The following is a 21993-nucleotide window of genomic DNA, read 5'->3' as shown; positions in this document are numbered from 1 at the left end:
GTTCAACATATTATTCATGACCAATATATTTAACACCTAGTTATTATTAAGTTTTTTTAAATTTAGTCTTGATAAAAAGATTCCTTCAGGAATATCCAAATTAGTGAATTGTTTAAATTGAAAAGTTACTTCGTTTTTGTGCCTTGTGTACAAACGGATTTTTTTATTAAACCTTGTGATTAATAGCCGCATTCCATCCAGTTTCAATTCAGAAATAAAAGGGATTCCTGGACCAAACGGTTCTTCTACAGGCTCTTTTATTTGTCCCAACAACATAGGCGATATAAACATTTAAACCCCTCCATAATTACCATTTTACTTGTAAATACGATGTTCAATCTATGGTAACTATGGGTTAAGGAGTATAACTGAGACTTTACTGTAAGATTATAACAAATAGTATTAGAACACCGTAACTACTGGAACATCTTAGTTGCCTTACACTTAATTATTGGAAAATGGGTATTCATAAATTACTGCCTTAATCGACTAACTTATATCGTATCTTACAAGCTTGTACAACTACATTTGCATAATCTGGAACAAACGTATAATCTAAATCAACTGGATGCCCATTGTATAATGACATGCCAATTTCTAATAATTTGTAGGTGGATCCGGTGAGTCCTGGCTGATTTGGTACCATTTCATGTGAACCACCATCCGATTCTTTATAGTCCACTAATCTAGTAAGAGGTCCTCCTGAAGACTTATTTGCTCCATTAAGCAAAGAATAAATATCAGGTACGGCTGCTATGTAACAATTGGCTGCATATTGCACATCGCTAAGCCACTCTCCGCCACAATACTGTTTAATTAATTCAATAAAATTATTTTCGTGTTCTTCGTCTAAAAAGTACATATGGATCTCCCCTGTAATCAATATTTTAATTTCTGTGGTCAATACCCTTAATTTTTAAATATGTGGGCATTTAGCCGCTGCTAAATGTTTCTAAAGAACACCCTAACTGTATTAATAGATATTCTCTTTTTTTCCTCTGTATCCTACCAATTAATTTTAATATATTTGTTGGAAAATTGATTTCTAATTTTAGTTCTAAATTTTATTAGCATTGCCTGTAGTGAGCAGTTGAGGAAGTAACCACCTTGGCCCGGAGTTATTCGGTTGGGCTGCCTCTATTATGACAGAAAGAGTTCATGTTAAAGGAATTAGCGTCACCAACCGGTGTTAATTGCTTTACGTGGGGAGTAAACCTCCTCAGCTGCTTCTTCCCCCTCGGGAAACCCACCAATAATGGTAACAATGGATAACTGTTGAGCCCCGCTCATGATACTAATTCAGTTGCAGCTTACCCGATAGTATTCACCTCGTCGCGCTGGCCCCGCCGGTAGCCAGGACAGAAAGGAAGCAGCCTTTCAGCAGTATTGCTGTTAGCAGTTCCCCTGGGCCTTGCCTTGCGCTATAAATTCGTTTACAACGATGGGTGGCTTTCTGGTCTTCAGAGCTGCACCCACGTTTCCAACCAGCGCCAAAAGGAGGGGTTATGTGAGTCGGCCAGAATTAGTACTCAGCTTTTATTCTGGCCAGCAAGGAAAGCAGGACGGTAAGGGGGAAAGGAATCACTTACGGCCTAAGCGGGTATGTTTATTGGTTATCGGTTGGGCTCCGGGGTATGGGAAAAGGGCTTCATGCTTTGGATAATAGTATTTCTGTCTTTTGCATAAAGGTGCGTGAATCCCATTCATTAATAAACTGAGGCCTACCGAATAGATAACCTTGTATGGAATCGGCACCCATCTCTTTCAATGCCCAGAGCTGTCTTTCAGTCTCTACCCCTTCTGCAATTACTTCTAGGTCTAATCTTTTAGCAAGATTTATTATAGCTTTGGCTACTTCTCGTTGCTTTTCGTTATCGAGCTTCATAACAAAAGCTCGATCAATCTTTAATATCTCAAAGTTATAATTGGCTAAGTAACTCATTGAAGAATAGCCAGTGCCAAAATCATCGACTGCCATCTTAAAGCCCAACCTATTACACTTTTCCATAAAATTTAAAGTGTTTTTCTCTAACAAAACGTTCTCGGTTATTTCAAGGCAGACTCTATCAGGTGGCAGATGATTACTTAAGAAAATTTCTAGAAGTAATTGAAGAATGTTGGAATCAGGATCCTTTTTAAATAAGCTTGGCGAAACATTTATGGAAATATAGGCGAGCATTGGCAACATTTCCTGCAGGATTTTCCAGTCCCTAGCCACTTGATCAGCAATCTGCAGCGTCAGTTCTTCCATAAGCCCTAATTCTTCAATAATAGGGATGAATTCACTCGGGGATATCCAATCAGTATCATATTTCCATCTGACCAAGGCTTCCAGGGAAACAGTTTCTTTGCGGAGCCCCACAATAGGTTGATAAGCTACAGCAAATTTCTTATTGGTAATTGCCTCTCTAAGAGCCAACTCAATATTGTGTCTTCTTTTCTGTTCATCCTTTAGTGCGGAATAATACAGGAATATACTAGGCGCAATCTCTTCCTTTCTTTCTACAATTGAAAGATCTGCAAGCTGAACTAATTCGACTAGTGGGGTAGTGGCTCCGGCCCTTCTTTGGGTTAAACCAACATAGGTATTAATATAGTATTTACTGGCATCTACAAAGTATGGCCATTCCAACATTTTTTGGATGGATTGTATTCTTCCGACAAGCATATCTAAATTTAGATTTGTTGGAGCAGGCAGAATAATATCAAACTGATTGCTGTTTACCCGGCCCATGATCGCGTCTGAAGGTAATATGGAGGATAATCGTTCTGCTGCTTCTAAAATGATTGTATCGATTACGCCAGGTCCATTTAATGCATTTACCCTGTCAGTCCTGGCTAATATTATACTCAGGCATATCAGGTCTCCTTTATACTCTTTATTTTCAATAAGAGAGAAGAAGTGTTGCCTATTCGGCAAACCTGTTAAAGGATCCAAATATGCCAAGCGCAATAATTTTTGCTGCTGGTATCTTATTTCCTCTTCCCTTTCTTTAAGAGTATTGGATAAGTTAATTAGTTCCCCCACCATTTCTCCTATCTCACCTCTTGGTACAAATTTTATTTGAAGTGGTTTACCTTTCTTAACCTTTTTAATGGTGTCTCTTATTAAATAAACTTGTTTGAAACGGAGGATCATGAAAAATAGCCAACAAGCTGCAGCACTAATGATTACTGAAAAAAATAATACATTGGGATTCTTTATTGAAAGCTGCTCGTAGACTACTTTGCTAATTAAGATGAAAGCAATACCCAAAATCATACACAAAGTTTTCTTTAAGTGAGTTGCCACCTTACACTCTCCTTTTCAAAACAAAAAACCCCATACACAAATTACAAGAATGAATCTTGAATTTGTATATGGGGTGCTCCCATTTATATTGATTTATTTAAATATATCACAGTTCATTTCCCTTTTCAGTGGTGTATAAAAAGAAAGTTGACACTTTTAATAAAAATTGGTAAAATTATCATATAAAATATAATATTATATTATTTGGTTTGGGAGGTGTCTTAAATGTTTACAGAACTGCTCTGGCTTTATGAGGCAAAATTGCAGTACAACCGTCAAAAAAAGCAAGGTTTGGCCGGTCTGGTTGCCCTTTTAACAGTTATCTTTCTGGTGTGGAAATGGAATGATTGGTTTTATCCGTTATTTAAAAGTATTGGGTTAGTTGGTTTGGCGGAGAGAACAGGATTAGTCAGTGATCTGTCAGTCGTAACAGTAATAAATGTTCTTGCTATTATCTTTTTATTATGCTTATTTTTCTCTGTAATCGCATTGGGTGTAGTTTTTATCGGATTTTTATTGTTAGTATTTGGAGCGTCCAAGATAGGCCAAGGATTGATAACCCTTGCGATATTACCACTTGCAATCCCTTACTTCTTATTTGCACAAAACAAGAATAGAAAAGGGAGTCTGGAGAATTACTACAGAAGGCACGAAGATTTAAAACCTTTGTTGAAAATACACGGAAATCTTGACACTACAGTTAGAGATTTTCATCTATACATAGAGCAATTAAAAAGAAATGATTCAAGTGTGAAAGTTACAGTTCTAGATAATATTTTTGACGACGCCAAAAAGTATTTAAATCAAGTGATTCCTTCTGTAAAGAATAACACAACCTGCTTAATTGGTTACCAGCGTAATAGTAATAAATATTATGTACTATTCCCTAATCCCTTACCCACTAGTGCTTCTAGATCTTTTGATAAGAGCTACAAAGGTGAGGGCCTGTATGGTTTTATCTCACAGTGTAAAGATTTTTATCCGATTTCCCGACTTTCATCACCAAGTAGATACTATGTACCAGGGTTACCGGTTACTATGAGGTGGGCAGATGAAAAATTAACTTTAACTATTGATCAGTCTTCCAAAGTTCAGACTCTTGATATTAATCTTTTAGATGAATTTTATCTCTTTGACTCTAAAGAATTTAGTATCAATATGTCTCATTTGGTCTCTAAAAGAGATGACCTTCATGAAGTAATGAGAAGAGCTCATATAGCCTTTTATCTTCTCCCAATCGCTTACCCCCAAGTTGATGGAATGTCACACTATGGCTGGTCGTTATTTATGAAAGATGCGAAAGAAGTACTGAATGCTGATGTATTAAAACCTATCTACGAAGCTGATATTCAGAAAGAAATTATTAAGCATGCCAAAGATGGAGAAAAGTGGGCAATTAAATGGTTTGAAAAGGTGGATTGAACATTGGCACGAATTCAGAGGTTTTCAGACGAAGATTTATGGAGTATTGCTTTAAAACATAGTAGCTCTTTTACAAGTGTGGGGGAATGGAATACTTATGCCAAAGAACATGGCCTCCCCCACTCACAAACTTTCATCCAACGATTAGGAAGTTGGAATGGCATAAAAGAAAGGTTAAATCTCAATGTAAATATGCAGCACCGGCCAGTTAAGTATGAAGTAGACGAATTAATCTCGATCCTAAAGAAACATAAAGAAGCTTATAAAAGTGTGAGTGCTTGGAACCAATATGCATCAAAGCATAAATTGCCTACCCATAAGGTCTTTGAAAAGTATTTAGGCATAGAACAGTTGGAGAAAATGACGGGTTTAACCCAATCCTATACGTTAAAGTCATTAAGGGAAGAAATATTAAATTACTTTCCGGATCGCCCCCCTACATACGCAGAGTGGAACGAACTTACGAAGAATAAACCAATAGTCTCTTCTTCTACGATTGTTCGTCACTTTGGAAGCTGGAGCAATATGAAAGCTCGTATTTATAAAGAGTAGCTTGTTATGTCTGTTAGAGAATATGAAGTACAATAGGAGGAATTAACTTGGAAAAGTATTTCGATATTCCAACTAAAGATAAACTTGAAAGACTTGTGAAAAATGAAATCTTAAATAGTAGCAATATTGAATTGGAAGAACGTTATAAAGAAGTAACTTACCATATAAAATTTTGCCCTTCACGAAGCGTGATACCTGTGTTTATTGAGGAGAAAAGGTGGATCTTAGAGGAAATGAAGAAAAGGAACATAAAAGCTCCAACGTTTTTCAATAAACTTTTAAACTGGATTTAGAGTATTTGATAAGGAATCAAATGCATTTCAATAATGTTCGTCGGGATTTAACTCAAAAGAGAAATAAACAGGGGGAATTTTTTGTGAAAAAGATTGAAGAAATAGTTAGCGAATTGTCAAATGAAGAATTAAAGCAAGGCTTCCTAGAAATCAATGCCTGGAGGAAAACTGGAGTCTTATCAGAAGGAGTCATTCGTAAGACTCACAAAAAATATACAGAACAAGGGAATACTGATTATCCAGTTTATTATATGGAAAACCCATTCTTATATGAAATTGCAAAGAGGCATTATAACGGATAATGAATTCATTACAAATGTAAAGCAAGGACCTAATCTAGGTGATCAACATGTGGTTAGGCCTTGCTCGTGTAATTACCATGCCCAGCTTTATAAGGTTATATTCATTTGACTCATATAGCGAAGGAGGAATTGAATTGAAAAAAGTTAAATACATTGCAACAATGGTTGTGGAATTTGAAGTTGATGAAAATGATGAAGCTAAATTTTACCCCAATGGATTAAACGAAGAATCTCTTAAAGAAGAAATGGAAAGCGACGGCATTCATGATATTTTTCAAGGTGAACTAAAGAGGTATGAAATTGATGGTTACATTATTGAAAAAGGACAGCTTGTATCCAAGCATAAGAAAGTCTTTTCATGAACTATACGATAATGTTATGCCGGATAAGACTCAAAAAGGACAGCACGAATAGCCCAAAACACGTCTGTTTCAGGCTAAGGCTGGTCTTTCTTTGCCCCCTCGGGATTAGATAGCATAGAAAGGTAACCCTATATAAATTGCGAACGTTCGCTTTATATAATTCGTGGCGTATGTAGTAGATTTTCCGGAAAACCAACACGCATTATCAACATAGACACTTGGAAGAGATTATATACATGCTGCTACACATTTTTAAAATGTTTTGTTCTATATGACTCAAAAAGTAAAGGAGTGAAAATTATGAAAAGACAGGTTAAGAGAGATCATCTTTTTTTTGCATGCTATGTTGAAGGTTTGCTTGAAGAATTAGAAAAAGGTTGGATTGACGAGAAACGCTTTGCAGAAGTAATTAAATCAAAGCATGAAGAGTTAAAGAATGAGAATTTCTCGAGAGTTATTACCCTTGACCAATAACTATTGCATTTTCAAAAAGAAGTGAATTAGACACATATAGTGCAACAGAAAGAAGTTTAATAATGACTTTTGTAAAGTACCCAAAGTGCGAAAGGTACGAAGTTGGTAACATACCAGTACAGTCAGATAAACAGATGGCAAAGGATGGGGTGTACGAAAGTTACTGCGATCAATGTGGTTACAACGATAAGTAACTCAAATTGTCCCACAAAGGGAGGTAGTGATTTTGCTAAAGGCAGAAAACAGAATTCCTCATAACTACAACAATGAGAAAGTAACAAATTGGATTTTAAAAAACGCTGATACTCTCTCAAGAGAAACAGATTTTAGTTCAAACGGAAACTTTTGCAACTCATGTTATACATATGAACGCGAGAACGGAAAAGGCTACCTGGTAGAGTTTCAGGGAAAAGAAGAAAAATATTTCGACTATCTTTATAGAATTGACATAGAAGAATTATTTGAAGGCATACCTAACCTTACATTTGAGGAAAAGGAAGAGCTTGAAGAAGCAGCGCAAATTTGGGTTTATTACTGTCCTTTTTGCAAAGAATGGGCGGTAGATGGAGCTCATATTTAGTGAGCATCCTGAAAAAGGTGTAGAGTAAGGTCCTAATTCAGGTGATCAACATGTTGTGGTAAGCCCTTGCTCGTGTGATTACCATACGCAGCTAAAAGAAGGGAGAAAAAAATGAGCAAAACAGTTAGTATTGAATGTAAGAGTTGTGAGTCAAATTTTCTTGCAATTACTGGAACAGATGAACATAAAATGCAAATTTGTTACAGGTGTGTGCTTAATGGAATGGCAGAAACATATCTAAAGAATAATCCAGTTAAAAAAGACGTTAAATAGTTTCTGTTCAGATCGATATTGGCGCGCGCAAGTACTGAATGTATCAAGGAAGGTCTAAATGAAACTTGAAACCAGGCAACCTTGAAAAGTTTCAATTAGTTTAGATTAAAGGAGTGAAATCTTTTGGTTAAATTAATCCCACAGGCTATCCTGTTGGTCCTGTTTGTCATTCCACTTTTAGTAATTAAATTTAAGAAAACTGAAAAGGGATACTATAACAGAACTATTATTGGAGAACTTAATGACCAGGCCCCTCACCAGAGGACGGGGGAAGAGTTTGATAAGAGAAGAGAAAGAAAAATAACATGGAGGAAGTTCCGAAGAAAAGCAACCCTTTACTCTGCTTACTTAGCAGTATTAGGCATTTGTTTTGGACTAGCTATATGGAAAAATGAAATATTTATCATACTTTACATTCTCGCATTTTGCGGAGTCTTTATTCATAGCTTATATGACAGATTCGTAAATCCACAATACTATGATTATTAATAACAAAGGATATACCTAAACGTGTTTAATTAAATTTAATAAATAATTGAATGGAAAGAAAGGAGCGATTAAATGAAAGTGTCATTATGGAAAGATTTGCAGCTAAGCAACAATTCAAAGAACTCCAAGAGTGGCACAGTTGTTTTTTCGGATTCCCTGAACGTGGAGTTTGAAAGGAAGTGAAGCGCTGTACTTATTGCAACCGTTCGTACCCAGAAAATGAATTGAAACCCCTTCCTATGGACGACAGACCTCAGTTAAATAGGGTTTATTGCCAGCGATGCTATCCGGGAGTGGAGAAAGACCATTTTAATCTGCCCTGGATCAAAGAAAAGATTAGAGGTAAGAAATAACTAAATTTCCAGACTTCAAACAAATAAGCAGAAGATGCTAAGAAGGAAGCATCTTCTGCTTATTTCATTTTTTTTGTGATTCAACAATTTCTATCATGTGACTTATGGGCGTAGAGAGCTGATAAAAGGATTTTTTTCCCCCGTCCTTCTTAGAATGAGCGTGTTCTTCTTCTTTCTGAGCTTTCAATTGAAATGGTACTTCTATTGTGCGGTTGTCTGAGTAAATAAAAAACAAAACCCCGTTGTTATCAACCTCTTCATTTAATTGATCTAATTGGTAGGATATATTTTTAAGCAACCCATCCCGACTAAGAGACTGTATTGACTGGGATAGAAGATTTGCTCTTTCTTGAAAGGATTGAGCAGCTCCCATGTATTCATTAATAGTTTCTATTGTGAAGGCACTTAAGAAGATATCTACATTGTTTTCTTGAATGCCTGTGTAAAGCATTTGCAGGGGGAAAACCTTAGCGTCATGCGAGTTTTCCCCTTTTTCCCCTACTACTTCATATTCTTTGAAGATGTTTGGATTAGGTAAATTTGATTCAATAAATTGTTCCATTTTGGTTACTTCCGATTCTAAATCCATTACTTGCTTTATGTCTTGCTTATTCATCAAAGTTGCGTTAGAACCCTTATCTGCCTTGCTAATAAAGAAGTACAAAATTGAGAACATGAGAAGAGAAGTAGTAACAGTGATCACTATTTTATAAGATACTCGCATTCTAATTCTCCTATGTTGGAATATATAGTGCTGGGTTAATCACATTTGCTTTACCTTGTTTACTGCCTTTGTGTAATTCAAAGTGTAAATGAACTCCAGTTGAACTACCGCTTGTCCCCATAATGCCAAGGAATTGACCTTGCTTTACTGTTTGTCCGACAGCTATTGGCCCCACCCTTTTCATATGTGCATATACCGCTTCAAACGTCTGCCCTTGAACTGTATGTTTAATATAGACGTGATTGCCAAACCCTGCTCCGCATCTGTTGCCGTATGAGCCTTGTGGAGGGCAATTCGTTACAACTCGAGTAATTACCCCGTCAGAAGCCGCTACAATAGGCGTATCTGGCTCTGAACTGGCTATATCAAGTCCTGCATGGAGAGAAGTCTTTCCTCCAAGGTTACGATAGCCGAATCCAGAAGTGATTATGCCTTTTGCTGGCCTCATAAAAGATCCAGGGCGAAGATCAGGAACGGAACCAGCATTCGGTGAATACGTCGCTTCATTTTTGAATCTCAAAGCGTTATCTTTTACCTTCTGTACATACCAATCAGCATGATTATAGGAATAAATAGCTCCATCTATATTTTTACTGAATCCATTTTTATTTAAGTAAGAAGCAGCTGTAAAGATTGCATCTTTTACATCCCATGGTGTTGCCTTGCCATTCTTATCAGCATCAACTCCATACCCTCCGTACTTTTGGATCATCAGGGGATTGTACTTTATATTATCTGGTATTCCACCTCCACCCCCGGATCCGGAGCAACTAGGATAGGACCACCCAAGCCAAGTACAAGGCATGAATTGTAAGTGACCTTCAGCCCCCACACTGGAGACCATTGTTGCATGTGTAGAGAAACCAGTTTCAACGAAGTGTAGGGCAGCAAGATAGAACCAGTCGACTTTATATATTTTCTCAGCTTCTAAATAGTACTCCATGAACTCCGGCGGGATCCCGGCACCTGGAGTTACAGAGCCATTAAAGCCAATTAACGAATTTCCAGTTAACCATTCTTTATATCTTATATAACCGCCAGTTGCTTGAAATAGGGCCTCTACCATTAGTTTGTCTGTTTGCCCGTAGCTAAACGGTTCTGCAGACAACACACGATCAAAATAAGTATAGTCTTCTACCTCCACCTTTTCCGGGACGTAGGTATGAGCTCTTGATTTGGTTGTAACCTTTTTGGGTACAGTTACTGTCTCATATTGACGTGGGATAACCCTTCCGTTCTTATCTCTCTTAGGAACTGTCTTCGTTGCGGTACTCTCGGAAACCGTGGTTTTCCATTCTGTAGTATGAGGTGAATGAGTGACATTCAAAACACGATCCCAAGCTTCAACGTAAGTAAGGGGTTCAATGGTAAAAGGAGTCTCATTTTTACTCGTGCTGCACTCACCATCTATGCAAGTGGTCACTTCTGTTTCGATGGACCCTTTGTATTTATCATATTGGAAGACTGGCTTTAAAGCTTTAGCCATTATCTGTACAGCTTGCTTGTCCGTTTTTCCATGTTTAGTAGAATCATAGATTTGAAGAGCTGAAACAATTAATTCATGGGGTACTCGATAGGGAATTTGTTCGGGACGCGTCATATCTACAGTAGAATCAGCTTGTTGAATAATATATGACTGCAATTCCTTCCCCCCTCTACCAAGAGCTGAATTTTCGTCAGAGAATAACATCGTCGTGCCCATATAAATCATTAATAAAATGAGCAGGATACCTCCAAGTGCAAGTATGTAGGGCAATCCGATGTATCCGAGTACGCTGAGTAATGATTTGAGGGCTGCAGCTGCAGCATGGATAACCATGCGTGCCGCAGCCTTTCCTGCTTTCTTTAAGAGAACCTTTGCTTTGGTTCTGATGGCTTTTCTTGCTTTATGTTTAGCAATTTCAGCAATCCTATTTTGGTGATCATCGTTATATTGATTCATAGGATCACCCAAGTAGTCCCTGTTTACGACGAACCTCGTCTAATTTCATCCGCTTATCTAAGCCTCTCTGTGCCCGAATAGCGGCCTTTGAAGGCATTAACGCCTCAATCGCTTTAGACGAATAATACGCGGTTCCAGGGCTTTCTGGATACTCCGTATACGAAGAGTTTTCCAGAGTTGTAGCATGGCCGTTTACGGCAATGCTTGAGCCTTTTACAGGGCTAGTCGGTTTTAATTGATTATCTTTAATTTCCACCGGTACTTGAATAGAATCGGAATTCATTAATCGAGTGTCTCCCGAATAAATGGGTGATACTCGATAAGTAATGCCTTCTTTTTGTGCAGTTACAAATTGACGATCACTTTCAATAACAACCTGGAGGTTGTTCATTCCATGGTTTCTGATATCTTCCACAAAAAATTGGCCAGTATCAACATTTTGGCTATATGAGGGTAACTGGACCTTATTGGAAGGTTTATGTCGATCTGAAATCTGTGGATTTCCCAATAATTCATTCGGATCATTACTGATTGTAATGGAAGCTGGTACACGTCCGCCCCCACTATCTAACCGGTAGGTGCTTGGGGAACCATTTTTTGAACTGGAAGCAACCAGTGTATCTCCTTGCACATCCAAATCCTGATAAACCACATCTCCGTTCCGCATACCACTGTGACCGGCTCCAGTACGGGATACGACTTGTGTTTCTCCGCTTTTTGTCCTGACTTCAATGAAAGATTCATTTGGAGTTGTAATTTGGCGAATTGCTCCTGGAGCAATTTTTTGATTACCATAATCATCCGTTATTGTTTGAGCCATTTGTATAACTTCAGCGGGAGCTTTTATTTGATTTTGTACGTCTTCTTTTAACGGCGAGAATTTTGACACCGCTGCTTTTCCAATTTGATATCCTTTAGTCCCAAGTAAAACGCCGGCTGTATAGCCCGCCATGTTTTGCATTTTAACTTGAGACTGTAATACCCCGCCATTAGAATCAGCCAGGGCTGTCATGGTACCTTGAATACCTTCTGTAGCGGCTTGTTTAAATCCCTTCACATGAGAAAGGAAGCCGGCATTTCCAAATTCAGAGGAAACAGCCAATGAGGCACTGGCTTCTTGGAATCCTGATTGGAGGGAAGATCCTAAGTTCTTTGTACCTTGCACCATTCCCCGGATTCCAGAGCTTGCTGCCAAATAATTAATTGTACGTACTCCAACATCACCCATACGCTCCATTGAGCCTTGAAAACCATTTGTGAAGGTCTTAGCTCCTGCAGCATCAATATTTTGTTTATAGCTAGAAAGATTAGCTTGGTGAACCGCGGGCATTTTATCATTCCACATTTGATGTGCTTCATTTTGAGAAACCCCATTGTCCATTTGCTGAGAGATGAATTGTTGACCCATTTCTTCTGTTTTTGAATTAGCCATCCGACTAGCCAGATAAAGGGTATTTGGCTTTCCATTGTTTTGAAGAACATTTTCACCTTGAACATGTGACACAGCTTTGTTTGCTGCACTTGTTAATGACTGTCTAGAGGATGAACCTACCGCTTCACCTACCGAAGTGCCTAATTTACTCATGAACTCCTTTTTATTGATAGGTTCATTAGCATCAGTTGCCATTTCAGATACTATTTGGTTGCCTTTTTGTGCAAAGCCATTTAGCATTTGAGCTTTTTTTTGTTGAAAAGCAACCGCTCTCCTCGACTCAAAGCTCTCCTGGCTTTCATCAGCAGACCGGGGGTTCCCTTTTTCGTAATCTGCATAGAACGAGTTTTTATTATCATCTGCCCATTGGTTGGCCATTGCTTGAGAAGAGGCTTCTACCAACTTGGCCCCCTTGGCGTTTTGCCCGTCTTGTGATTTAGCAGCTGCGAAATTAGCCTTTGCATCCGAGTAAAACCCGGCTCGTTTTTGTACTTTAATATGATTGAATTTATCTTCTAATTCTTTATTTGTTGCATCTGGATGGAGCTCTCTTAATCGGTTCAGCTCGCTCGCTTTATTTTGGTCCGCCCAACTGGTGGTTTCGCGATCTGCTAATTCATTAGCTAAGTTTTCTTCAAATACCTGATCGTTTTTTCCAATACCACCATTTTGGAAAGCAGCAAGACCTATCTTATTCCTGGCTGCTAATCCCTGGATTGCGGCTGCACCAGCTCTTCCTGCTAGACCACCTGCAGCTCCTCCGACAGCAGAAGCCCCTGTAGCACCCATTATGGAAGCTGCCGGACCCATTGGTGAGCCAGCTACTGCTCCGGCCATTCCAAAAACAGCTTTACCTGATCTGCTGAAAATGTCGCCGGCTTTTAGCATTTTCTCAGCTGTCGGGGAAGTTCCAATATCTGAACCTGGTAATGCCCCCATGGTTTCTTTTGAACCGGCATCGCCATTTTGTGACTGTGAGCCAGTTCCTTTACGAATGCCATTGTAGGATTCTCTTAATGCCCCCATTACACTCTTATCACCAATTGCTCCTTTGACAGCTCCGTACATCCCGGCCAATGCCCCCAGTCCTAACATGGACCCAGCTTTGGCTAGACCGCCCTGCATATCTCCTCCCATAAGAAGGAGTTTTCTCACAGACTCGGAAATTGGGATGAATATTAGATACACGATCACAGTTTCAACGAAACCACTGCTTGTTGCTGAGACCGTTGCTACAGTCCAAAATACAAACGCATGAATGGACTGAACGAATATGGAGCCAATTAATTCTTTTAACCAAGAAGAGGTTATTGGTTTTGTCTGTGGATGCAGCCAAAAGGCTAACATTAATGGTCCCATTGCCATAAGAATGATGAGCGTGACTTTACGCATTAAATAGTAAAAGTTGGCCCAAAGCATTAAGCCTAATAGGATCAATTGAATGAATATGTACCCGATAACCCCTGAAGCTTCTTCAGAACGCTCTTCATTCAACTTATCTAAATTGCTATCGTAAGCTCCTCCAAAAAGGCCGGTTATCGACTGATTTACGGAAAATAGAAGGTCATATAAAGTAGGAAGATTGAATAAAACGATTCCTACAAGAAGTAAATCTTTTATCATTTCAATGGATTCGTTACGACGTTGCGGATTTAGCGGTGCGCCGGCAATTCTCATTCCATATAGGACAATAAAAGCTACCAGGAAAAACCCAGCTAATGTCATCATTGTTGTGTATAAAGGATTAAAAGCATCAGTTAAGTCAGAGGCTTGAAATGTGCCCCATACCAGTTTTCCATCTCCATTTCGACCAAAAACCAGGTCTTTCAGTTGGGCAATCCCTGTAAAGGGTTCAATCAGGCTATCAAACATCCATTCAATGATGCCTTCAAATATATCTATCAGCTTTTCAGCAACTGCATTAAGCATTTCTAAAACCCTCCTTTCACGATTTATTGATAGAAGGCATGATCATTGAACTGTTTTCTTTTTCGATGTTCTTCAAGGACAGCGTTGTTACTTTCAATAAAGACGAGTTCATCTTTTGATGGATCAGTTTGAATCCAGACAGATGAACGGCCGCTCCGTAAAATTCCCTCCCCTTTATCAGGGTTTTGGAATAAAATATTGAGTTCGCCTTGTGATAGGTCAAAGTTTTCTTCAATCAATTTAAGATCAATTTTATTTTGCTTCAAAAATAAAAAGGTGTGAGTATTTTGCAATACACCCCTTGCTTTTTTTGACTCCAGAATCCTTACAAAGTCCTGGGAGGCAATCCGGAACCCAGCATTTCTTTTTCGTGCCCTTCTTGCTACTTTTTCTGCAAAGGATACTGTTTGGTCCGAGTCTACTAGTGTCCAAAACTCATCTGCTAACACGATTTTTTTCTTAGTTTCGTTTTCTACATTTTTTACAAAGTACTCCCATATATAATTCAAAATTACGTGGTAGGCGATTGGCCTCAAAAAGCCTTCTTCCATCTGAGAGATATTGAAACTTACTAATCGAGCAGTATGTAAATCCTGATTTACTTCTTCACCTAGATATGTTTGACCATCAAAAATAGGTTTAGAACCATCCTTAAGGAAGGGACGAATAGCTGCTATTAATCTTTCAGCATTATATTCTTGGCCATAACTGTTGACTAAGTATTCATATACATCACTGATTGTAGGTTCAGGTTTTCTCACTTGAGATTGAACAATCTTTCCGTTCACTTCTTTAACATTGTTCTCGAAAATTGATTTAGGATGAGTGGTGTATCCGTATTTTTTAAATACATGTTTCATAGCTTCTTCAATAAAATTTCGTTCAAATACATTCAGGCCATCTTCTTCCTGGTTTTTTCCGCGACAAATAATATCAAAGAAGTCTAGGGCTTCATTTATTTTTTCTCGAATTGGCACGAAAGAGATGTATTTTTTTCCGTTTTTCTCGATGATTTCCCTCTCGTCGGATTCATCCAGGAGCTCTAATTCCTCATCCTCTTTTTCCTCAAGTGGAATATTGGAGACATTAATTGCGAGGGGATTAATTCTGATATTGCTTTCCTCAGAAAGGTTTAAATTGATTCCGCCTAAACGTCTGACAATTTTGGTGAATTCTCCCTCGACATCAATCAATCTGGAGTATACTGCTAAGCCCGTTGTTTCCCTTGCTAAGAGTAGTTTCAAAGCTAATGACTTACCAAAACCGGATACACCAAAAATAGCCATATTATAATTTGGTGGCCTATTCTCATAGGTTCCAAAAGCATTATAGAATTCTTTTTGACCAGTAATTTTATTCTTTCCGATGGGTATGCCACCGTTGAATTTTCCGCTCCCCGAAATGAATGGGGCAAAAGTAGCCAAAGACCGTCTATCTATATTTCTAAGACTATCTTTAATTTCGTTGTTGGCTAACATATTGGTAGATCTAAACCCTTTTTTCACACGTCCCCAGGTCGAGGCAAGCTTAAAAAATAATGAGCTCAATTCGTCTTCAAGGTATTCACTATACTTTTCCAATTCACGTTCACTATTCGCAAAAATGTTTCCGAGAATGCCCACATGGTACGAATCATTATCACCAAACTGGATTTCTTCCATCAGTATTTCTGTATCAGCAATTTTAGTTTGAATATCTAAAATCTGATCTTGATTACCGCGTCTAGTTTGAAAGGAGAGGTTAGATTTTAAAATAGTATTTTGCATCTGCAGCATTCGTATAGCATCATTTTTGGGGATCTTGTGTATATCAAACATCAGATCCACTTCTCCGCTTGAAGTAATAGCATACGGCCAGTTAGTTTTCATTTTTCGCGGATAGCCATCCCTTGTGATATAAAAAGGGCGGAAGTGAGTTTTTGTCCCCAACGACTGCTTTATAACCCCGGAATCCTCAGAAAGATGATTTATTCCTATACCTTCAGGTGAAATCACATCCCATATGGTTGGCTTCATATTTATGGGTAATTCTTCTTCATTTATGGGAGTTTCAACTATTTCTTCAACTTGCTTGCGTTTGTTCTTCTTTTTGAGCACTTTCCATCTCTCCTTTTACCCTGGCAATATGGGAGGCCGTTTGATCAGCTGTAACATACAAAGCCAGCTGTTCTTTTTCTGCTACATCTTTGAATCTGTTTTTTATGGCTTTTCTTCTGTTGAACGAATAGTAAAGGACTTCTCCGATCCCTTCACTTGTAAGCATCTGTACATCCATATCGGCCTTCCTAAGTTGAGTTTTCGCAGTCATCACTCTTCGGTATAATTCATTGAATGCTTTATCCAGTATTTTTTCTTCTAATTCTTCTGCGTCTTCAGCTTTAATATCTTTGGAGTCAACTTTATAATCTAGAATGAGATAGCGTTTGGTTTCATACCGGGGTTGAGCTTGCTGCCAATTTTTAAGATCCTCTATCATTTTTTGACCGTATTCATAAGCTAGAAGAGGCAAATCTTCTTCCTGTTCCATGACCCTCTGAATTTCTGTTATCGGATCTGCTAAATCAATGAATCGATTTTGAAGGTATATTCTCACGGGGTAACTTATTTGCGCCAGCCAAGTTTCAAAGACTGCATCGATTCCTTCCTGTTCAGACTGGTCTAAAAGAAAATAATTAACTGGCTCGACTTCAGCAACCATGGAAAAAGTATTGTCATTATGACGGATCATATGATTTTCAATGGATTGGATGCTTGGAAATAACTCATAAAATGGAGCTGCTTCTTCTTCGTCCAATGGTGAGATTTGGTCTTTTTTACTTTTTGCCTTTTTAAATGGAATTTGATTAACCGGTGTACCCTTCTTCTCTTTCCAAGGTAAGATTGGTTCTTTTAAGATAATTCTTGATATTACATAAACGACCAATCCTGCAGATAATAAAAAAATGATATCTTTCAAATCGATCCCTCCCCTTTATTTATTAATTACCTTTGCGCCAGGTGCCGTATTGTGTTTTTCTTTGTAACCGGATGTAAGTATTGTAATCATGTGAAGTATTTTTTTTATCTATAAATTCGAGACAGATGAATATCGCAACTGTTATGGCTAAGGAGACAAGGCCAAATATAGCTCCTAATAACCAACCAAATATTGAGCAAAATATATAAATCAGGGGAACGTAGCAACAAAGGAGAATAGCACCAACAACTATATAGGAAACCTGTTTTGATAATGGGGCAGTTCCTTCATCGTCTAATGAAGAGCCTTGGTCTATTAATATTTGATTATCCGATGTCCCCTCTTTCTCTTTCCAAGGTAAGATTGGTTCTTTTAAGATAATTCTCGTTACTAGATATATGATCAATCCTACAGATAACAAAAAAATGATATCTTTCAAGTCGTTCCACTCCTTTTATTATCAATTACCTTTGCGCCAAGAGCCGTATTGTGTTTTTCTTTGTAACCGGATGTAAAAGTAATAATCACGATTCATATTGTATTTCTCTACTTTGGTAAATCCGAGAAAGATGACTAGTGCAACTGTTGGGGCTGCAGAAACAAGCCCGAATATAGCCCCTGTTAGCCACCCTAATATTGAAAAAAATTTATAAACAATGGGAACGTAGGAATAAAGGAGAATAACACCAACAACTATATAGGCAAGCTGCCTCTTGGAGACAATGCCTAAGATCTCCTTTTGTTCACTCGACATATCTATAGGAACTTTTGCAATTCGCAATTTTTTCTCCCCTTTGGCTTTCTCTATGAAAAAATACCTTCCTCTGAATGAAAGAAGGTATTTTTAATTAGTACCGTAAAAAAATTCAGGGTTATTTTGATTAGGCTCCTCCGCCTAGACCGGTTGCCCATCCTGCAATGTCGTATGCTTTAAAAATGACATAAGCTCCGACAAGAACTAATGAAAGTTTAATAAATCCTTCTGTTCTTTTTTGGGGGTTTCCACCACTTCCAGCAAGAGTCATTCCGCCCCAAACAAGCATACCGACGATCCAGAACCCACCAAGAGCCATAATGAAATAAACAACAGCATTTAAATCGGTATACATCCCATCAATATTGCCTGTTTGAGTAATCCCTGCTTCCTTTAATGCATTTTTGGCATTTGCACTAGCGAATACCGAAACGTTAGTATGCAATAAAACTAGTAGAGCAGCGGCAGAGGTTATCATTGATTTCATCCACTTTCTCATTCATTTCACCTCCAGAGTAGGATATGTAATGACATTTTTTCGTAAAATAAAACGAAAAAACCCCACTCCAGACACGACAATACGCGCAATAAATATGCACTGTCATGTACAGAGTGGGGTATTCCCATTCGTGATATTAAATTTTCCTTTTTCTTGATTCTATCTTATCTAAAAATATTGTAGAGTGCAATAGAAAATTAATTGGCTCTTTAGAGCTACCAAACTTTAATTGAAGCCGGCAGCTGCCACGATGAAATTAACCTGGGGATAGTGACGAAATATGATGAAAATTTTCCCAATCATTATTTACAATCTTCTTGCTGGAAACTCTTTACAAACAAAAGAATATTTTATTAGAATTTATTTACACTAATCTTTATTGAATCCAACTTATACCTTTAGCTGGACATCACCGAAGTGTTTGCTGTGTGAGTCAAACAGACCTTTGGCTTTGCACATGAAAGGCGGTTTAGACAGCCCCTCGTGTTTATCACGTAAATACCCCTAAAGGGAAAGTCGCAACTTTAATAGGGACAAAAGGTGTAATATGCATAAGGGATCATTACGTCCCTTGTGCATAGTTATCAGAATAAAAGCCTGGGAAAGAGGAGCATATGGAACTTGACGAAAAAATAAAAATTTTAGGACTTACTCCTGAAATGATAGCAAAAGTAGAATCACTAGACTTTGTATGTTACCGGGATGAATTATCCCCCACATATTTAGGTGTAGAGGAAATAGAATTAAATGCCCTTATTGGGACGTACAGAAGCACTGAATGTAGTAGTTCTACAACTTGGATTTCATATCTTGATCAAACGCGGAAAGGCCTTTTCTTTAATACTTATAAGAAAAACAAAAGCGATTTTGCAAGGTTTCTTTCAACTCCTACTCAGGAAGAAGCGGATCACCATGGTCTACCTGAAGTAGTTAAAGTGGAAGGTGGATTTCTTATTTATGAGGGTGGTAAACATCGATTGACGACAGGCAAAATACTTGGGCTCCAAAAGGCTTTAGTTGCTGTTTACGGGTAATCATAGCCGCATATTCAGGAGATAATGAAAGAAAAGCTCTAGCCTATATTAGACTAGAGCTTTTTAAAAATTATGATACCATCGCAATAAAACAGCGAAATTATTTTCGTATTATTTGTTAAAAAGTATTATTTTTTTGATCTCGCCATTTCAAACTCTATTTCCAATATTTCATTTTCAAGCATTTTTTGTCGTTGCCGGCTCTTTTTGATATGAAGCTGCAAAGGCAAAATAAAAATCACATATAAAGCAGCGGCAATCATTATTAAAGACCCCAAACCTATCATTATAATATCCATAATGTTCTCCCTCGCATTGTTTTGGATTAGTTACCACTTAATCTGCTCTAATTTCAAATGATTCATCTAAAAATTCTACCTTATCATACCACAATTTGAGCGGACGGCCTTTGCGACTAGTTTTGACAGTCACACCGCCGGAGTAATGTTGTTCGATAGAGAAGTTAAATGTGTCGGTATCAACGACAAGAGTTTTATCTTCACAACCTTCTTGGGGCCATCCTTTCTCGACCTTCCCAGATATGCGAATTTTCATATTTTTATCTCCTTGGGGTAGCGTCAGGAAAATGCGGATTTACAACGTTAAGGAAACCAAAATATAAAAAGTCTAATTTCTCGGTGTTATAAGTGAAAAATTAAGCTTTAGTTACTTCATTAAAGCGCCTGATTGTTGAAGACTAAAGTTTATATTCACCAAGAAAATTGATGTGCTCTTATCCTAACAAATTTTATTTAGGACTTACATGTATGCCTTCACTCTCTCGCCAATCTGCGTAAAGTATACGCTTTACATTATCATATCCATTGGTAGTTAATTGGTTATCTAACCACTGTTGATCAAATCCGAGTTCATGTAAATTATCCCATAAAATTTCCCCATCTATAATTAACGATGTTGGGAGGTCTACTGGACTTTCTGGAAGATTGAGATCTTGCTTGTCTGGTTTTTGATACTTGGATTTTAATAATAAACTTATTTGCCCATTAGCTTCCAATATACCGTATTTGACTTCGCGAACTGAAAAGACATTATTTTGACGGAGTATACTCAATACTTGATTTACATCCAATTTGTTCTTTGTAAGTAACTTTCTGTCCATAACACCATCTCGAATGATGATGTTAGGATTGCCTAATAAGAGAGAACGTGTCGATTTATTTTTTAGAGTCATAAACTCTATTCCCAACATAAGAAACGTCCACAATCCGATGGCATATAAAAAATGAAAAATCCCTACCTTATCTTCATAAATGTTATTTCCTAAAAAATCTCCAAGTACTAACACAAAAACTAAGTGAAACGGGGTTAACTGATAGATGGATGTTCTGCCTGTTATGATAATGATAAAAAATAAAGTTGCAAAACCAACGATGACTTTGATCGTCAGTAAACCAATATTAACTTCTTCCAAAGTTTTTTCCTCCAATTTAAATTTTACTTAGTTGTAAGATCTTGAGGTTTAGATAAAGAGGCTAGTTTTAGTATTAAAGCTCGAGTTACAATTCCAACAATGATGTAATATATGAATGAATATCTGTATCTCCACTCTAAATATTTAACAAGTTTGACCCACTCGCAAAAGGGTTCACCTATATAGGCATATGTTAGTGCCATAATGATCTGGGCTAAAATAAAAGATTTCCATGTTCTAAAATATTGATATAATAACATGTAAGCTACAGGTACCATTGAAAAATCAAAAGGAAAGGCCCTGGGAATAAAAGGTAGGAATGCAATGGGGTAATCCCAAAAACTGTATTGTGCACCAACTACATCTAATAAGGTTGTTGTTATGATAATTATGGTACCAAACAACAAAATTTCTAAAATAATGTCTCGTTTAACGAGTTTAGACCATATAATCCAAGGTACAACTAAAAAACCAACTAATATCCACCATTCCCAAGTTAAAAATTCATTCTTTAGCCAATTATTTAATTCTAAAAGGTACAGTTTATCCTCTAATAAACGTATTTCCTTATCAAATATATTATCTATTGATATCATCCCTTATATTTAAATTAAAAAGTAACAGATATTTTTGAATTCAAACACTTTGAGCTGCCTGTTTAGTATTACCGTTTTTTAGTAATGAATTTCCATCGTAAAAAAAACCATATTGAAAGTTCTTCTAACACGGGTTTTCGACTCTTTTCAAATGAATCAGAAATATTTTAAAAACAATGAAATTTTTTAAATCTAGATTTAACATAGAACAATAAAAACAGGATACATCAACTTATAATAATGGAGAAAGCACGCGAGCACCCTGTTCAACAATGCGCTCGGTCAGGGATCGTTGCAACAAGTC

General features: G+C 37.5%; 25 protein-coding genes. 10 read left to right on the top strand and 15 right to left on the bottom strand.

Annotated features, from left to right (window positions below; translation table 11 throughout):
* Positions 1-36: 36 nt before the first annotated feature.
* The 3 genes from RBB45_RS25690 to RBB45_RS25680 form a co-directional block, all read right to left on the bottom strand.
* A complete protein-coding gene (locus tag RBB45_RS25690) occupies positions 37-291 on the bottom strand; it encodes a hypothetical protein (RefSeq protein ID WP_306010611.1) in 255 nt (84 codons plus the stop codon).
* A 190-nt stretch (positions 292-481) separates the two neighbouring features.
* Complete coding sequence (locus RBB45_RS25685) at positions 482-862, bottom strand: hypothetical protein (RefSeq protein ID WP_306010610.1); 381 nt, start codon at positions 860-862, stop codon at positions 482-484.
* A 786-nt stretch (positions 863-1648) separates the two neighbouring features.
* The gene (locus RBB45_RS25680; protein ID WP_306010609.1) at positions 1649-3292 is read right to left on the bottom strand and encodes a putative bifunctional diguanylate cyclase/phosphodiesterase; all 1644 of its coding nucleotides are present in this window, start codon (positions 3290-3292) and stop codon (positions 1649-1651) included.
* Positions 3293-3517: 225 nt separating this feature from the next.
* On the opposite strand from RBB45_RS25680, the gene RBB45_RS25675 reads away from it, so the two are divergent.
* The 9 genes from RBB45_RS25675 to RBB45_RS25635 all read left to right on the top strand — a co-directional run bounded on the left by RBB45_RS25675 (position 3518) and on the right by RBB45_RS25635 (position 8039).
* A complete protein-coding gene (locus tag RBB45_RS25675; protein ID WP_306010608.1) occupies positions 3518-4714 on the top strand; it encodes a hypothetical protein in 1197 nt (398 codons plus the stop codon).
* 3 nt (positions 4715-4717) lie between these two features.
* Positions 4718-5266 (top strand): hypothetical protein, encoded by a 549-nt coding sequence (locus RBB45_RS25670; RefSeq protein WP_306010607.1) that lies wholly within the window; start codon positions 4718-4720, stop codon positions 5264-5266.
* 47 nt (positions 5267-5313) lie between these two features.
* Positions 5314-5559, top strand: coding sequence for a hypothetical protein (locus RBB45_RS25665; RefSeq protein WP_306010606.1), 246 nt, complete (start codon positions 5314-5316; stop codon positions 5557-5559).
* 83 nt (positions 5560-5642) lie between these two features.
* On the top strand, positions 5643-5861 hold the full coding sequence (locus RBB45_RS25660) for a hypothetical protein (protein ID WP_306010605.1): 219 nt from the start codon (positions 5643-5645) through the stop codon (positions 5859-5861).
* A 134-nt stretch (positions 5862-5995) separates the two neighbouring features.
* On the top strand, positions 5996-6223 hold the full coding sequence (locus RBB45_RS25655; protein WP_306010604.1) for a hypothetical protein: 228 nt from the start codon (positions 5996-5998) through the stop codon (positions 6221-6223).
* Positions 6224-6523: 300 nt separating this feature from the next.
* Positions 6524-6697, top strand: a complete 174-nt coding sequence (locus RBB45_RS25650; protein ID WP_306010603.1) for a hypothetical protein — start codon at positions 6524-6526, stop codon at positions 6695-6697.
* Positions 6698-6923: 226 nt separating this feature from the next.
* Positions 6924-7277, top strand: a complete 354-nt coding sequence (locus tag RBB45_RS25645; protein ID WP_306010602.1) for a hypothetical protein — start codon at positions 6924-6926, stop codon at positions 7275-7277.
* Positions 7278-7388: 111 nt separating this feature from the next.
* A complete protein-coding gene (locus RBB45_RS25640) occupies positions 7389-7550 on the top strand; it encodes a hypothetical protein (RefSeq protein WP_306010601.1) in 162 nt (53 codons plus the stop codon).
* A gap of 123 nt (positions 7551-7673) precedes the next feature.
* Complete coding sequence (locus RBB45_RS25635; RefSeq protein WP_306010600.1) at positions 7674-8039, top strand: hypothetical protein; 366 nt, start codon at positions 7674-7676, stop codon at positions 8037-8039.
* Positions 8040-8456: 417 nt separating this feature from the next.
* Here RBB45_RS25635 and RBB45_RS25630 read toward each other — a convergent pair whose 3' ends face one another.
* The 8 genes from RBB45_RS25630 to RBB45_RS25595 form a co-directional block, all read right to left on the bottom strand.
* The gene (locus tag RBB45_RS25630; RefSeq protein ID WP_306010599.1) at positions 8457-9116 is read right to left on the bottom strand and encodes a hypothetical protein; all 660 of its coding nucleotides are present in this window, start codon (positions 9114-9116) and stop codon (positions 8457-8459) included.
* Between the two features lie 10 nt (positions 9117-9126).
* A complete protein-coding gene (locus RBB45_RS25625; RefSeq protein WP_306010598.1) occupies positions 9127-11058 on the bottom strand; it encodes a peptidoglycan DD-metalloendopeptidase family protein in 1932 nt (643 codons plus the stop codon).
* A 4-nt stretch (positions 11059-11062) separates the two neighbouring features.
* On the bottom strand, positions 11063-14419 hold the full coding sequence (locus RBB45_RS25620; RefSeq protein WP_306010597.1) for a TrbL/VirB6 family protein: 3357 nt from the start codon (positions 14417-14419) through the stop codon (positions 11063-11065).
* Between the two features lie 23 nt (positions 14420-14442).
* Positions 14443-16515 carry a VirB4 family type IV secretion system protein gene (locus RBB45_RS25615; protein ID WP_306010596.1) on the bottom strand — a complete coding sequence of 691 codons (2073 nt, stop codon included), beginning with the start codon at positions 16513-16515 and terminating at the stop codon, positions 14443-14445.
* Positions 16481-17374, bottom strand: a complete 894-nt coding sequence (locus RBB45_RS25610; RefSeq protein ID WP_306010595.1) for a hypothetical protein — start codon at positions 17372-17374, stop codon at positions 16481-16483. Before RBB45_RS25610 ends, RBB45_RS25615 begins: the two co-directional genes overlap by 35 nt.
* 22 nt (positions 17375-17396) lie before the next feature.
* On the bottom strand, positions 17397-17813 hold the full coding sequence (locus RBB45_RS25605) for a hypothetical protein (RefSeq protein ID WP_306010594.1): 417 nt from the start codon (positions 17811-17813) through the stop codon (positions 17397-17399).
* A gap of 21 nt (positions 17814-17834) precedes the next feature.
* Entirely contained in the window at positions 17835-18155 is a 321-nt protein-coding gene (locus tag RBB45_RS25600) for a PrgI family mobile element protein (protein WP_306010593.1), read from the bottom strand.
* Between the two features lie 100 nt (positions 18156-18255).
* A complete protein-coding gene (locus tag RBB45_RS25595) occupies positions 18256-18627 on the bottom strand; it encodes a hypothetical protein (protein WP_306010592.1) in 372 nt (123 codons plus the stop codon).
* 614 nt (positions 18628-19241) lie between these two features.
* Here RBB45_RS25595 and RBB45_RS25590 point away from each other — a divergent pair.
* Positions 19242-19661, top strand: a complete 420-nt coding sequence (locus RBB45_RS25590; RefSeq protein ID WP_306010591.1) for a hypothetical protein — start codon at positions 19242-19244, stop codon at positions 19659-19661.
* Between the two features lie 128 nt (positions 19662-19789).
* Here RBB45_RS25590 and RBB45_RS25585 read toward each other — a convergent pair whose 3' ends face one another.
* The 4 genes from RBB45_RS25585 to RBB45_RS25570 form a co-directional block, all read right to left on the bottom strand.
* Entirely contained in the window at positions 19790-19960 is a 171-nt protein-coding gene (locus tag RBB45_RS25585) for a hypothetical protein (RefSeq protein ID WP_157638528.1), read from the bottom strand.
* A 37-nt stretch (positions 19961-19997) separates the two neighbouring features.
* A complete protein-coding gene (locus RBB45_RS25580; RefSeq protein ID WP_009790666.1) occupies positions 19998-20216 on the bottom strand; it encodes a hypothetical protein in 219 nt (72 codons plus the stop codon).
* A gap of 193 nt (positions 20217-20409) precedes the next feature.
* Positions 20410-21093, bottom strand: coding sequence for a DUF421 domain-containing protein (locus RBB45_RS25575; protein ID WP_101552371.1), 684 nt, complete (start codon positions 21091-21093; stop codon positions 20410-20412).
* A 23-nt stretch (positions 21094-21116) separates the two neighbouring features.
* Positions 21117-21689, bottom strand: coding sequence for a CBO0543 family protein (locus tag RBB45_RS25570; RefSeq protein ID WP_306010590.1), 573 nt, complete (start codon positions 21687-21689; stop codon positions 21117-21119).
* Positions 21690-21993 lie beyond the last annotated feature (304 nt).

The sequence above is a fragment of the Bacillus sp. MMSF_3328 genome (genome assembly GCF_030733525.1).
GTDB lineage: Bacteria > Bacillota > Bacilli > Bacillales > Cytobacillaceae > Bacillus_AB > Bacillus_AB infantis.
This window is presented reverse-complemented; position numbering and strand designations above follow the sequence as displayed.